This window comes from Streptococcus equi subsp. zooepidemicus (assembly GCF_015689395.1).
GTDB classification, from domain to species: domain Bacteria; phylum Bacillota; class Bacilli; order Lactobacillales; family Streptococcaceae; genus Streptococcus; species Streptococcus equi.
In genome coordinates this window covers 678087-692844 of record NZ_CP065054.1, presented here as the reverse complement: position 1 = coordinate 692844, position 14758 = coordinate 678087, and the positions used below count along the sequence as shown (strand labels likewise).

Annotated in this window: 13 protein-coding genes; 1 reads left to right on the top strand and 12 read right to left on the bottom strand. The window is 42.7% G+C overall.

Going from position 1 to position 14758, the window contains the following annotated elements; all coding sequences use genetic code 11:
• Positions 1 to 18: 18 nt before the first annotated feature.
• Entirely contained in the window at positions 19 to 1635 is a 1617-nt protein-coding gene (gene cshA / locus I2432_RS03365; RefSeq protein ID WP_012678268.1) for a degradosome RNA helicase CshA, read from the bottom strand.
• Between the two features lie 119 nt (positions 1636 to 1754).
• Between cshA and I2432_RS03360 the strand changes: the two genes are divergently transcribed.
• The gene (locus I2432_RS03360; protein ID WP_158303440.1) at positions 1755 to 1898 is read left to right on the top strand and encodes a hypothetical protein; all 144 of its coding nucleotides are present in this window, start codon (positions 1755 to 1757) and stop codon (positions 1896 to 1898) included.
• A 143-nt stretch (positions 1899 to 2041) separates the two neighbouring features.
• Here the strand turns inward: I2432_RS03360 and I2432_RS03355 are convergent, their stop codons facing one another.
• The 11 genes from I2432_RS03355 to I2432_RS03305 form a co-directional block, all read right to left on the bottom strand.
• On the bottom strand, positions 2042 to 3586 hold the full coding sequence (locus I2432_RS03355) for a peptide chain release factor 3 (protein ID WP_042670316.1): 1545 nt from the start codon (positions 3584 to 3586) through the stop codon (positions 2042 to 2044).
• A 168-nt stretch (positions 3587 to 3754) separates the two neighbouring features.
• Entirely contained in the window at positions 3755 to 4450 is a 696-nt protein-coding gene (locus tag I2432_RS03350; RefSeq protein WP_206156345.1) for a TMEM164-related integral membrane acyltransferase, read from the bottom strand.
• A gap of 83 nt (positions 4451 to 4533) precedes the next feature.
• Positions 4534 to 5919, bottom strand: coding sequence for a UDP-N-acetylmuramoyl-tripeptide--D-alanyl-D-alanine ligase (locus tag I2432_RS03345; RefSeq protein WP_165623119.1), 1386 nt, complete (start codon positions 5917 to 5919; stop codon positions 4534 to 4536).
• 238 nt (positions 5920 to 6157) lie between these two features.
• The gene (locus I2432_RS03340) at positions 6158 to 7204 is read right to left on the bottom strand and encodes a D-alanine--D-alanine ligase (RefSeq protein WP_206156346.1); all 1047 of its coding nucleotides are present in this window, start codon (positions 7202 to 7204) and stop codon (positions 6158 to 6160) included.
• A 147-nt stretch (positions 7205 to 7351) separates the two neighbouring features.
• Positions 7352 to 7948 (bottom strand): recombination mediator RecR, encoded by a 597-nt coding sequence (gene recR, locus I2432_RS03335; protein ID WP_012679200.1) that lies wholly within the window; start codon positions 7946 to 7948, stop codon positions 7352 to 7354.
• An 11-nt stretch (positions 7949 to 7959) separates the two neighbouring features.
• Positions 7960 to 10014 (bottom strand): penicillin-binding protein PBP2B, encoded by a 2055-nt coding sequence (gene pbp2b / locus I2432_RS03330; RefSeq protein WP_206156347.1) that lies wholly within the window; start codon positions 10012 to 10014, stop codon positions 7960 to 7962.
• A 111-nt stretch (positions 10015 to 10125) separates the two neighbouring features.
• The gene (locus I2432_RS03325; RefSeq protein ID WP_012678274.1) at positions 10126 to 10896 is read right to left on the bottom strand and encodes a formate/nitrite transporter family protein; all 771 of its coding nucleotides are present in this window, start codon (positions 10894 to 10896) and stop codon (positions 10126 to 10128) included.
• 142 nt (positions 10897 to 11038) lie between these two features.
• Positions 11039 to 12157 carry an ISAs1 family transposase gene (locus tag I2432_RS03320; protein WP_115266811.1) on the bottom strand — a complete coding sequence of 373 codons (1119 nt, stop codon included), beginning with the start codon at positions 12155 to 12157 and terminating at the stop codon, positions 11039 to 11041.
• A 153-nt stretch (positions 12158 to 12310) separates the two neighbouring features.
• On the bottom strand, positions 12311 to 12850 hold the full coding sequence (locus tag I2432_RS03315) for a hypothetical protein (RefSeq protein ID WP_014622531.1): 540 nt from the start codon (positions 12848 to 12850) through the stop codon (positions 12311 to 12313).
• Between the two features lie 392 nt (positions 12851 to 13242).
• Positions 13243 to 13764 (bottom strand): transcription repressor NadR, encoded by a 522-nt coding sequence (locus I2432_RS03310; RefSeq protein WP_041785362.1) that lies wholly within the window; start codon positions 13762 to 13764, stop codon positions 13243 to 13245.
• 108 nt (positions 13765 to 13872) lie between these two features.
• The gene (locus I2432_RS03305; RefSeq protein WP_206158982.1) at positions 13873 to 14568 is read right to left on the bottom strand and encodes a phosphoglycerate mutase; all 696 of its coding nucleotides are present in this window, start codon (positions 14566 to 14568) and stop codon (positions 13873 to 13875) included.
• Between the last annotated feature and the right edge of the window lie 190 nt (positions 14569 to 14758).

The following is a 14758-nucleotide window of genomic DNA, read 5'->3' as shown; positions in this document are numbered from 1 at the left end:
ATCAGCTCTCTTGAAACTTTAGTTCCCTTTATGACGGATAATAAATCCAGACGTCTTAGCTTCGACAGCCTTGCCCTTCTTGTGCAGGTCCTTGTTAGAGCGTTTTTGCTTTCGCTTAAAGTCATAGCTACCACTGCTATCATGACTGTCACGTTTATCACGCCTTGGACGGCGGTCACCATCATAATCATTTCTTTTCTCATGACGATAGCCACCTCGACGGTTATCACGACCGCTACGACTACGATTGCCACGACCTGTCTTGCCATTTTTATTGCCATGACCACCACCAACGTACTTGAACGGTAATGGCTTTTCACGCGCAATCTCAACCTCTGGTAAGGTATCTGGATCTTGGACGGTCAAGCTCAGGATATAGAGTGCTAGCTCCTCTGGGGTAAACTCTGCTGCCAATTTCATCGCATCGCCCTTAAATTTCTCAAAGTTTGAGCGAATAGCATCATCTGCAAAATCACGCTCAATTTTTTTGAGGGCAACCTTTTTCTTAGCCTGAAAGGCTTCCTCTGCCGTAGCTGGCTTGAGTGGCTTCATGCGCTTCTTAGTCAGGTGCTCAATCATGGTCAGATAGCCCATCTCATTTGGTGAGACAAAGGTAATGGATTCCCCTGACTTACCTGCACGACCGGTCCGGCCAATACGGTGCACATAGCTTTCTGGGTCCTGGGTAATGTCGTAATTGTACACATGAGTAACGCCTGAAATATCAAGCCCGCGCGCAGCAACATCAGTTGCCACTAAAATATCAAGTTGATCATTTTTAAAGTCCCGTATGACACGAAGGCGCTTATTTTGGTCAAGGTCACCATGTATCCCTTCTGCGCGAAAGCCACGTAATTTCAAGCCACGCGTGATTTCATCAACACGGCGCTTTGTGCGACCAAATACAATTGATAGCTCTGGCTGCTGAACGTCCATCAGACGTGTCATGGTATCAAATTTTTCTTGCTCCTTAACACGCACATAGTATTGATCAACATTCACATTTGTTAATTCCTTGTTTTTAACCTGAACGTGCTCAGGATCCTTCATAAACTTGACACCAATTTCCTTGATTGGAGCTGGCATTGTTGCTGAAAATAGCAGGGTTTGACGATGATCAGGGACACGACTAATAATTGCTTCAATGTCCTCTAAAAATCCCATATTCAGCATTTCATCAGCTTCATCTAAAATGAGTGTCTCAACATGGTCTAGCCTCAAGGCCTTACGCTTAATCAAATCTAATAGACGTCCCGGTGTTCCAACAACGACATGCGCCCCAGACTTTAGGGCCTTAATTTGCTTCTCAATGCTTGAGCCACCATATACTGAGCGAACCTTGACGCCTTTATCACGACCAAAACGGAACAGCTCTTCCTGACTTTGGACAGCCAGCTCACGCGTCGGAGCAATCACCAATGCTTGAATGGTGTTGTCAGCTGTACGAATCTTATTCAGAGTTGGTAGACCAAAGGCTGCTGTTTTTCCTGTTCCCGTCTGAGCCTGACCAATAACATCTCGTCCCTCCAAGGCTAACGGAATTGTCAGCTCCTGAATAGGAGAGGCTTTTTCAAAGCCTGCTGTAACAACAGCTGACTGAATATCTTCTGATAAGTTAAATGCTGTAAATTTCAATTGTTTCTCTTTTCTAAAAAGGCAGTGCGAAGCTGCCTTATAAACCTTTTAATATTGTCGTTCGATTAACAACTTATTTAGTGTAACATAATTAATATTAAAAAGATAGGAAATAAGCCATGAAAGTGTTTTTATCTCAAAATGATTGGCACTATCAGGCAGCCAAATTGACAAAAGCATTACGTCTTATTGCTGATTGGCTAACAGCTTCAAAAGGTCCTCGTCGGACCTGCTTGCCTATGCTTTTTATCCTCCTTTGCTAAACATCAAGACGAGCCTTCACGATGCCATTACTAATCTTCAAAAACAGCACTTAGGATCCTGAAAGCTCCTTATGCCAATAGCCTGCCTTTTCTTAGCAGCAGAAGTGCAAAAACGGACTAGGTTCCCCTAATCCGCTTAGCTGCTACATTTTTGCTTCTAACTTAACATCTGGATATTTATCTGCAAACCAACGAAGCGCAAAGTCATTTTCAAAGAGAAAAACAGGCTGATCAAAGCGATCCCTTGCCAAAATGTTTCGGCTTGATGACATTCGTTGGTCCAAATCCTCCTCTGAAATCCAACGAACAGTCTTTTTGCCCATTGGTGTCATGATGACCTCTGCATTGTACTCACCCTCCATACGGTGCTTGAAAACCTCAAACTGCAGCTGGCCAACTGCGCCCAGCATGTATTCACCTGTCTGATAATTCTTATAAAGCTGAACAGCCCCCTCCTGTACAAGCTGCTCAATACCTTTGTGGAAGGATTTTTGCTTCATGACATTTTTAGGTGCAACCTTCATAAAAATCTCTGGGGTAAAGGTCGGCAATGGCTCAAATTCAAACTGGTTTTTACCAACAATCAAGGTATCTCCAACCTGATAAGTCCCTGTATCGTAGACCCCAATAATATCACCGGCAACTGCATTTTGGACATTTTCACGAGACTCAGCCATAAACTGGGTAACATTTGATAGCTTAACGCTTTTACCTGTACGAGACAGCTTTACAGCCATTCCCTTTTGAAACTCTCCAGAGACAATACGCACAAAGGCAATGCGGTCACGATGCTTAGGGTCCATGTTAGCCTGAATCTTAAAGACAAAGCCTGAAAAATCCTGATTGAGGGGATCAATCATCTGGTCCTTTGTCGTCTTATGCCCATGAGGCTCTGGTGCAAAGGCTAAAAAGGTATCTAAAAAGGTTTGTACCCCAAAATTTGTTAGGGCAGAGCCAAAGAATACCGGAGTCAGCTGACCATCTAAAATAGCCTGCTCTGAAAAGTCATTACCTGCCTCCTCCAAGAGCTCAATATCTTCAAGCACCTGCTCATAAAAAGGGTTGCTGGCAAAAATCCTTGCCCCCTCCTCTAAATCAGCAAACCGCTGCTCTCCCTTATAGAGCTCCAAACGCTTGTTGTGCAAATCATACAAACCTTCAAAAGCCCGTCCCATACCAATTGGCCAGTTCATAGGATAAGAAGCAATCCCAAGGACCTCTTCTAGCTCCTCCAACAACTCCAAAGGCTCACGTCCATCACGATCTAATTTATTAATAAACGTAAAAACAGGTATGTTACGATGCTTAACAACCTCAAAGAGCTTTTTCGTCTGTGCTTCGATCCCTTTAGCCGAATCAACAACCATCACAGCAGCATCAACTGCCATTAAGGTACGATAAGTATCCTCTGAAAAGTCCTCGTGACCAGGTGTATCTAAAATATTGATACGCTTACCAGCATAGTCAAACTGCATGACTGATGATGTGACTGAAATCCCACGTTGCTTTTCAATATCCATCCAATCTGACTTAGCAAATTGACCAGATTTTTTTCCTTTAACGGTCCCAGCCTCACGAATCTCACCACCGAAATAAAGTAACTGTTCGGTAATAGTTGTTTTACCAGCATCTGGGTGACTGATAATCGCAAAGGTTCGACGCTTTTTAATTTCTTCTGTAATTGACATTCTTTTTTCCTTATTTGTTCACATTGCAGAGCAAGACTCTGATTAATAGCTTCAAGTCACACGTCACAGTTATGTCTACATGATCTCACTCCTAAATACTGATATGATAAAAAGAGCTGCTAGAGCAGCTCCTTTATTATAGCTGATTCGAAGCGCTTTTTCAACGCCCTATCTTTCTTTAGAGAGCTTCAGCTCTAACTGATTGGCCTCACTAAATCTCACATAGATAAGCTCAATCAGCTTAATTAAACCAGTCAACCCCATTGTCACAATGACAAAATTCAAAAGCAGGTGATGCGTATGAATAATCGGAATATCCATCACAAAGCCATAATTTCCCTTTGTTGCTAAATTAACCAATACTAAAGCAAAATTAATCGTTGCCAAGTAACGGCAAACAAGGACTGGCTTTAGCTGACTTGGATTGTAAAACCGCAGCAGGTAAACCAAGCCATTGACCAAAAGAGCATAATGCCCTAGGTAAAAAGAAATATTAGCCACATGCCATAGCTGATAAGGGTATAAATCAGGTGATAACAGAGCCAAGAAGGTTCCACCAATTCCTAAAACCATAAAAAGCTGCTTTAAGCTACTGCGATCCGGTAAGAAAAAGATAGCCAGCATGGCCATTCGGCAATGGTAAAGCGGCAAAGCCTCTGTCAACGGAAAGCCTCGTAAGGCATACCAGGTATACAAGCCAATCAACTGGACCAACTGAAGTCCTAAGAAGGTATAGCGATACGACTTTAGCTGATAGAGCTGCAGGGTCATAAAAACCAAAAACGGCGCTATCATAACCGATAGTAGGTAAAATAGCAAGGACACATGCGGTAGCCCAATAGGTTCAATTGCAAAAAAATTCATAAACATCCCTTTCTACATTTTTTCATTATACCTTAATCTTAATGAGAGGACAAGATGTTTCATGTGTTTTTTCTGAAAAAATGTTAGGAGGGCTTCCCAACATGAGGAGCTGTCAGGCGATCAACCACATTTGCTAGCAACATGGAGTGGCTGCCCTTTAGCAGCATCTGGTCATTAGGCTCAAGAATAGTCAGCAGGTACTGGCACATGTCCTCGTATTGATCCTCTTGATTATTCTTTTTAAAGAAGCTAACTCTACCACTTGGGTAATCTTGACTAGCTAGCTTGGCCAAGGCTTGAATATCATCACCATAAAAGACCAATTGATCAATACGCTTGGGGTCTAAGCTGGTAATCATCTGAGAATGCAAAGCAACTGAGTCAGCACCTAATTCCTTCATATCAGCTAAAACAGCTATTTTTTTGCCATTAGGGTTGGCCGGAATGGCAGCAAAGGTTTCCAAAATTAACCGCATAGCAGTTGGATTGGCATTGTACACATCTGCCAAAAGGTCGGCGCCATTAGCCGCCTTGACCCACTCGGTTCGGTGGCGTGTCAGCTTGACGGTTTCTAAAGCTTCTATAATATCCTCATCAGGCACAGCCAAGAGTTTACCAACATAAGCTGCTATCATAGCATTGGTTGCATTGTATTTTCCAGTTAAGGGAAGAGTGACCGGTCTTGGTAAGACATTAGTCTTAAAGGTCAAGGAGTCCTTGCGCTCTTTGATATCCTCAACCACCAGCTCTTGATGATCGCCAAAGCGAATGACCATCTGACTATCCGGCAAATATGGATCAAGGATAGGATCACCAGGAGCAATTAAAATCCCGTTAGAGTCCATCCCATCAACGATTTGCATTTTTCCCTCGGCAATCTTCTCGCGAGAACCAAAGTAGGCTAAGTGAGCCTCACCAATAAGGGTTAGCACTGCAATATGAGGTCTGGCAATTCTAGAGAGCAGCTGAATGTCTCCCATATGATCCTGCCCCATCTCTAAAACAATCTTCTCAGTATCCTCTGGCATGTGAAGCACCGTATAAGGCAAGCCAATGTCATTATTATAATTGCCCTGGGTTTTGTAGGTCTTATAAGCTTTTGCCAGGACCGCTTCAATCATATCCTTGGTTGATGTTTTACCGTTTGAGCCTGTTACAGCAATGACATCGACACGTAGCTTATCAATATAATACTGGGCTAATTTTTGAAAGGCAGCCAAGCAATTCTCAACTAGTATATAGGGTCTGCCACTGATTGCTCTTTCTGAAAAGGTAGCTACTGCTCCATTTTCAAAGGCTAAGTCAATAAAATCATGGCCATCTCGCTCACCCTGTAGCGGTAAAAAAAGATCACCTTTTGTAATGTTTCTACTGTCAAATTCAATCTGATTCAGAGGAACGTCGTCTAAATCAGAAAGACTATTTTGAGCATCAACAACTCTTGCCACTTCATGTAATGTTAATTTCATCTTATTTTTCCTCTTAAAACACTGGTTTTTAAAGCTTTGCTTATATTATAGCATAACATATTAGGAATATTCTTTCTATTTCACTTTATGCCTACAGGCTGATCCTTCATAGACAGGCTCAAGCTAGCACAACCAATAATAAACAATAGGGCTTTAAAGGCTTTTGACCAAAAAAGGCTACCAATCAGGCCAAACGAAAGGACAGAGGATTGCTATATCTCCTTCCGTCCTTTGTCTCTTATATTAAATGCCCTTCACGCTTTTCAAACATTTCCTGTGCTAATCTGACTAGCTCCTCAATAAGCTCAGCATAGTTCAGTCCCATATGCTCCCAGAGCAAGGGATACATGGACCACTGCGTAAAGCCAGGCATGGTATTTAATTCATTGAGGTAGATCTGACCGTCCTGACCAAGAAAGAAATCACAACGCGACAGGCCACAAGCCCCAATAGCCTTAAAGGCTGTTTCTGCGTAGGTACGCATGCTTGTCATAGCTGATTCGTCAATAGCCGCCGGAATAGCCATTGTGATCTCATTATCAATGTATTTGGCCTGATAATCATAAAAGTCAACATTCTTGACTACCTCTCCTGGAAGGGTTGATTTGACTTCGGTATTACCAAGCAGTCCAACCTCAATTTCTCTTGCCAAAACCCCTTGCTCAATCAGGATACGACTGTCATACGTCAAGGCCAACAGAATAGCTGCACGCAGCTCCTCTTCTGATTCTGCCTTAGAAATACCAACAGATGAGCCCATATTGGCCGGCTTAACAAAAATAGGGTAGCTCAACGCAGCCTCAGTCTCTGCCAGACACCTATCTAAATCCTGTCCCTCAATATAAACGGTATAAGCAACCTGTGGGATACCAGCTGACTCTAGAACTCTTTTGGTGGTAATCTTATCCATAGCAACACTTGATGAGAGGATATTAGTCCCCACATAAGGCATTTTTAACACCTCTAAAAAGCCTTGAATAGAGCCGTCCTCTCCCATAGGGCCATGCAAGACTGGAAAAACAACAGCCCCCTCCTCGTAGATATCACTAGGCCTTATCTGCTGCTCTAGCCTAATAGTGTCGTTGGTCATCAGCCTTTCTGTTAAGGTCGGCCGACTAGAGAATTCCTGTGTCTTGATAAACTGACCTGTCTGGCTGATAAAATAAGTTTTAACAAAAAACTTGGTGTAATCAACTGCTCTCATCACGCTCTCAGCTGAAAGCACTGATACTTCACGCTCTGCCGAACGCCCTCCGTATAATAAAATTAAGGTTTGTTTAGACATTGATAACCTTCCCTATCTGAATTAGACTATCACTTATTATAACAAAAACGAGCTGGCTTTTCAAAAGACTCTGACAAAATCTGCCTTCCTTTATGGCCTTATCACATGGCATAAGGGCTAATGACAGAGAGCTGAAAATGGGCTGAGCTATAATTCTGTTCGATTTTCAATCGCTCGCAGCAGGGTCACTTCATCAGCATATTCAATGTCTGATCCTACTGCCAAGCCTCTAGCCAATCTCGTTACCTTGATACCAGCAGGCTTTAGGAGACGTGAAATGTACATCGCAGTCGCCTCTCCATCTGCTGTGGCATTCGTTGCAACAATGACCTCTGTTGCCTCTCCAGCCATCAAACGCGTGATTAGGCTCTTTAGATTGATGTCATCTGGACCAACCCCATTCATGGGAGAAATCAAGCCATGCAGCACATGGTAATAGCCATGATATTCTTGAATTTTTTCCATAGCAGAAACGTCCTTGGAATCCTCAACAACTAAAATGATCTCTTTATCCCGACTGCTATCTGTGCAAATATGGCAGGGATCATCATCTGTCAAATTGCCACAGATAGAGCAATAGGTTAATTCTCGCTTAGCTGCTAATAAATTTTTGGCAAAATCATTCACATCCTCATCAGACATTCCAATGGTGTAAAAAGCCAATCTTGTCGCTGTTTTAACACCAATCCCTGGTAATTTAGAATAGCTTTCAATTAATTTTGCGATTGGTATAGGGTAAAGCACTCGTTTCTCCTTTATTGGTTTTTATACATCTTCATGTACAAATTAATGATATCCTTAGCCACGTATTGATGTGCCTTGGCTAGAGAGTCTGTCGCATGAGGATACATGACAGCAACAGCAATTTGAGGACTAGCACTCGGACCATAGGCAACAACATTCAAGTTAAAGGTAGATAAAGCCTGACCATTTTTATCCTTAGCATAGGTTTCTGCGGTACCGGTTTTAGCACTAATGGTAACAGGACCTCCTGCAAGAGCCCTACCTGTAGCATAGCCACTACCGCTATTGACCACCTGATAAAAACCGTCCTGAATAATCGCTAAACTATCAGCAGCTAAGTGCACCTTGTTTAACAAGGTAGTCTCAATAGCCTTACTTAGCTTACCTGGTCCTGACTGGTCATTATCCTGATAAATGCCTTCTACAATGTGAGGCGCAAGGCGACTGCCGCCATTAGCAATAGTTGAGACATATTGGGCCAATTGCATGGTTGTATAGTTATCAAACTGACCAAAGGCCTCTGTCAAAACATTTGCAGTATTATACTGATCTGTGAGGTAGCCACTGGATTCGCCAGGCAAATCAACGCCAGTTGCCACTCCCATACCAAATTCAGCATAGGCTGCCCGCAATTTTTTCATGGTTTCCTTCATACCAGTATTGGCCAAGGTCATACCAGTCACGTAATCCTGCCCCATCATTCTCAAGGCAACCTGAACCATGTAAGTATTTGATGAATATTCCAGCGCCTGACTAGCAGTAATAGGGTGCTGACCGCTGGTAAACCAAGAATTAATCGGCTGGGAGCCACCAAATTGAATCGGCTGATCAATCAAAACCTGATTCCCTTGAATCACTCCAGCCTGCCAGCCAGCAGCCAAGGTCGCCCCCTTGACAACAGACCCAGGGGTAAATACATCAGTAATGGTCCCTAAAGCGTCCTTTTGAAGCGAGCCAGTTTCTAGGTTGTGTGATAGACCTGCCATCGCTAAAATAGCTCCCGTATTAGGGTTAAGTGCCACAGCGTAGATCCCTTCTGAGTAAGCAGCCTGACCATTTTTGAGCTCTGTCTGCAAGTGCTGATTTAGGATCTGCTCAACACCCTGTTGAAAATCAAGTGGAATGGTCAGCTTTAGGTTCCGCCCCACCTGACCCTTTTCGACTATTTTATCTGAAATAACCTCACCAGATCTGCTCGTTTTGATTTCTCTGGTTTCATGCTTTCCTTGAAGGACCTCCTCATATTGCTTTTCCAGATAAGAGGTTCCGACACGATCATTAAGCGAATAGCCCTTTTTGAGATAGGCCTTGGCTTCTTCCTTTGGAAGACCGGCTTCCTCACTAGAGACCCTTCCAATGATAGCAGCAAGGCTTGTCTCCTCCACCTGACGCTCCCAGTCTGTCCCAACTGAAATTCCTGGTAATTTTGACTTATTGGCCATAATGATGGCAATATCCTGCTCAGACAAGGCTGATGTTTTGAGCTTTACAGTGCTAAATACAGCTGCTGCATTCATTTGGTTAAAAATAGCAATGACCCTTAGCTCTTGGTCTGAATAGGTCAAGTCTGTTTCCTTAAGAGAGGCTGCTGCATTTTGATATATCTGTGCTTCGACTAATTTATTGCCAAAGCGATCCACCTTATCCTTTTTGGGTAGGGCCTGAACCGTCTTAGCATAAGCCTCTGGATCTGCCAAATAATAATCCTTTTTGGCCCTAGCTGTCACTTTAGCCTCAGGATAGCTAATATAAGCAGCTAGCTGATGGGCCAGAACCTTGATGTCCTTAGCGCTAGCCTTAGGGCTTCTCGTATAGGTCACCACGTCCTTGATACGATTAGAAACTAGAACTTTCCCATTACGGTCAAAAATGTTTCCCCTTGGCATAGAGCTTTTTACTTTGTAAACGGTTGATGCTGTCAGCTTTGCCTGATAAAAATCCTTCTCGTAAATCTGCATTTGTGCCAATCTCAAAATCAGGGCAACAAACAAAAAAACAATCACCAAAAAAAGGAGATGAATTCGCCTAGGAATGCTTGCTTTTTTCTTTTTTATCCATGATGCCATATTAGATGCTTATCAACTCCTCCTTTTTAAACGTCGTTTCCTATTTTATCACAAAATATAAAAATAAGACTGAGAATAAGGTCTCCCAGTCTAAAAATATAACAGCACTAATCAGGCTTCCTTAGAGTGATCATAAGCCTTGTAATAAAAGAGACTAACAAAAATAGCACCGCCCAGAACATTGCCCACATAAACAAGCGCAAAGTTGGTCACAAAATCCATCCAGCTGGCGCCACCCTCAAAAATAGCCGCCGGAATAACAAAGGCATTGGCCACACTATGCTGAAAGCCAAGGGCAACAAAGGTCATCACAGGAAACCAGGTTCCAAGGAGCTTACCTGTCGCATCACTAGCGCCATAGCACAGCCAAAGCGCCAGGCCAACAAACCAGTTACAGCCAATTCCTGAAACAATAGCCTGTAGGGGAGTTGCAGCAAGCTTGGCATGGGCTACCTCAATGACCTCTTCTTTAAAGCTGCCACTAGCTGTCAGACCCAGAAAATGACCAAAAACAAAGGCAACGAACAAGGCTCCCAAAATATTAAAAAGAGTAATCACCAGCCAATTGGCCATCAAGTCCTTGGCCTTAATCTTTTTTGCAAAAAAGGCTGCCGACACCGCCATCATGTTGCCTGTGATCAATTCACCACCAGCCATCAAAATAATAATCAGCCCAATCGGAAAGGCACAAGCACCCAAAATACTAGAAAAAGCACCAAAGGTCTCCAGCCCACTAGCTGCAATCCTAACATACAATAAGTAGCCCAAACTAATCATCGCACCGCCAATAAAGCCTAAAATAGCCTTAGCCAAAAAAGGCTTTGCAACCTTATGCTCACCAATCGTAATCGTCGCGGCTAATATCTGTTCTGGTGTTTTCATGACATCTCCTTTTGTTAGTATATTCACAAATGCACTCTTTAGTATAGCAATTTTTCAAAAAAATGCAAGCACTTTCAGAAAAAAGCACGCCAAACGCATGAGAGGTTATTTCCCCCTTTTTCCCCATTTGCCCTTTTTTGAACTAGGTTATTTTCTTCAAATACTTGTCAAAGGACAGACTTAGGGCATATTTCTTGCGCCTCATGCTCATTTTCTTACCAAAATCCAAGCGCTTAAGCACGGCTAAGCAAAATTTATCCATCACGTTCAGATTAAAAGCTAACTGCTTATTCAAGGTCTTATTGGCATCTTCTCTAAAAACAACATCTAGCAACCAGTGCATGCTCTCTATTTGCCAATGCCCTCGGACATAGTCCCCAAATTCTCTAGCACTAACCTGACAACTCAATATAAAGTAGCGGGACTCTTCGCTTTCTTGACCATTCTTATCAAGATGAATACGAGCTCGTCCAATACTTTGAATATGACCAAATTCAGGATGGGTCTTCCTCAGCCAACTGACATCATGAATCACTTCATATGCTCTCGTCTCTATTTGACCATGCGCTTTTTCAACGGTGTGATAATGATCATCCGCATCTTGACTCATCTCAAAAAATGGCACAATATTCTCTAACAGGGTCTTCTGATTCTCTTTAACAGCTAAGCAATAATCAGCTTTCTTCTTGATAATCTTATCCGCAATGGCCTTTTGAGTTCCCATCGCATCAATGCTCACCATACAATCTTTGACTGAAATCATATCCAATAACTCTGGAATCGCAGTGATTTCATTACTCTTCTCATTAGTCGCTACTTGACCATAGGAAATCCCTAAATCCGTCGCATAAGCGGTCACAATATGTAAGGCTTTCTGCTTAGTGCTGCCATTGCCTCGAATCGTTTTCCCATCAATAGCGACTAGCCGTTTCGAAAAGCTAAAAAGATTCCTAGAGGATAAGTCTGATTCTTCTAGAATGTCTGACCACATTTGGGTGACTTCTACCAATACTTGGGGATCCAAAGTCGCAAAAACTCTCTGAAGGGTATCATGGGAGGGAATCCCATTTTCCAACTGAAGAACCGTTTTTAGAGTAGCTTCATAAGCCTGACCAAATGCCTCTATTTCATCCCAGTATTCCGCTCCAGATAAGCGCGCAAAGAAAATAAGAAGGACGATATCTGATAACACATGTTTTACTTTCCAAGGTTCTCGGTCATCTCTTACGGTAATTAAAAATTTGATAATGTTGTCCATCATAAAACCCTCCACTATTAGTATAGCGAAGGATTTGATGCTTTGGTATGAAATTGTTTTCTGAAAACTAAATTTTCTTCATGCGTTTGTCGTGAGAAAAAAGAGCCTCAGCTTGTAACAGCCTTGGCTACTAAAACATAAATACCCACAGAAATCCTAGCTTGTCACTGATAGATGACCCTTCTGCCTTAAGAAGCGCCAGATAAATAAGGCTAGATAAAAATCCACCATACCATGCAGCAAAGACCCAAAGCCAACAAGCATTAGCATTGACCAAAAATAAGAAAGGCCAGTTGCTGCTGTTGCTGTCATCAGATAAACCACTAAAAACTCTGCTAGGCCATGAATCACATTTGCGATAATCCCAAAAACAAAGGTCCTTAACGGTGTTTCCAACCATTTAGGCTGCCTTTTGAGCATAAAAGCCGCGATGGCTGCAAAAATCACGTGGGAAAAAGCCCTCAAGACAATGATCATGGGAAAGCCTGCTAGCAAAAAGCCCAGACCCGTTCCTATCCCTACAAGGATCGCTACTGGAATGGATATAAAGATGGCTAAAAACAAGGGCAGATGGCTGGCTAGGGTAAAGGAAGCCGGTCCAATAATAAGCTTAACGGGCATTATCATCGGAATCAAGATGGCAAAGGCCACCAAAATAGAAGAGTAGGCAATCAGTTGTGTTGGTTTTTTGGTCATAATATCTCCTTTTACTAGTCGCTAGTATAACCAAAAATATGACAGATGTCAAGACACCTAGTAAATCAAAACCAACCACTGCATAAGCTCAATACCAGCCCTCCTCAAGCACCAAAAGCTAAGATAAAAGACAGACACATCTCAGCTATTACAGCACCAAGCCCTGCGGCCTAACAGCATAAAAGATTATCCTAGCAAAAAAGTAAGGGGAAATCTAGCCCTTTCACCATAACCGCAGCAGCCTCCTTCCTTTTAACCTCATTTGAGGCCCAGCCACAAGGCTTTGGCCTCAGCATCTAGGAGCTGTCCTGCGGTCCCTATCACCTACGACAAAAGAGGGACATTGGCTATCAAGCCAAGACTAAATCCCTGTGAAGCCAGCTGCTATCAGATTATTGTTCACCATAGAGAATGCCTGCAGCTGCTAGATCTCTCTTGATCTCTTCAAATGCCTCCTGATCAGGGCAGGACAAAAGGTGAGTGTGCAGACCCTCTGTCAAAGACGACAATAATTCTGCCCTAGAGGCTCCGAGCTTTTCAATAAAGTTATTAATATCAGCTGAGCTTTTAATGTTAAGCGGTGCTGTCAGCATGCCATAAATAGGGTGCTCTACCTCCACATTGGTCACAATGCCATCATGTGCTAATATCAACTCCAACTCCTGCCTTGTCTGCTCAGGTCCATGCTGGCAAACAATTCTAGCAGAATAGTGATGACTAAACAAAGCACTTGACAGGATATATCCCTTTGGTGTTGAAATAATGTCAAGCTGCTGCGCCCTAAGTAAGGCAATGTCTCCGACAATCACCTGACGACTAACTCCCAATGCCTTGGCTAAGCTAGTTGCTGAGATGGCTTCTTGTGCTTGGCTTAGCCTATCTGTAATAGCTTCTCGGCGTTCCTTTGCTTTCATAAGATTCCCTTCTTTTACCACTTTTTAACTATCATATCACATTTCTGGTGGAAACGCCTTTTTTATCACCAAAACAAAAAAGCCAGAGCTAAGTCTGGCCTCACAGCATTATTCACCGCCGAGGTAGTACTCAGCAGTAAGGTTTAGCTTGTCATCAAATTCAAACGCAAGTGGTGGGAAGTTTGGAATCTCCACATTCATAATCTCGTCATCTGATAATTGCTTGATGTGTTTGACAAGGGCACGAATAGAGTTACCATGTGCTCCAACAAAAACATTTTTACCATCAACTAAGGCTGGTGCAATCTTATCTTCCCAGAAAGGAAGGGCACGCTCTAGTGTTACCTTCAGGTTTTCTGCATCTGGAATAACAGAATGATCAAGATGAGCGTAACGACGATCAGTATGTGCTGAATGCTCATCATCTTTTGCCATATCAGGAGGCAACACATCGTATGAACGGCGCCAGATATGAACCTGCTCATCACCAAATTGCTCAGCTGCTTCTGCCTTGTTTTTACCAGTCAAGCCACCATAGTGACGCTCGTTCAAGCGCCATGATTTTTCAACAGGCACCCAAAGCTGATCAGAATACTCAAGTGCAAGATTAGTTGTCTTGATAGCACGCTTAAGCACAGATGTAAAGGCAAGGTCAAATGCAATGCCAGCTTCCTTGATCAATTTTCCAGCATCAATAGCCTGCTGTGTTCCCTTTTCGGACAAATCAACGTCAGCCCAACCAGTGAAAAGGTTTGCTTTGTTCCATTCTGACTCACCATGACGAGCGAAAACCAATTTTACCATTAGTTAATATCTCCTTATTAAGTTTAAAGGCTTCCTGCCTTTTTACAACTCCTATTTTACAAAAAATAGGCTAAAAAAGCTAGTCTATTCCTCTCTTTATTGAAAATCATTTTGTTAATATCATGAAAAAAGCTAAAACCTCACAAAAGAAGGCCTTCAAGCAAATATTTTGCAAAAATGCCTTGCTATT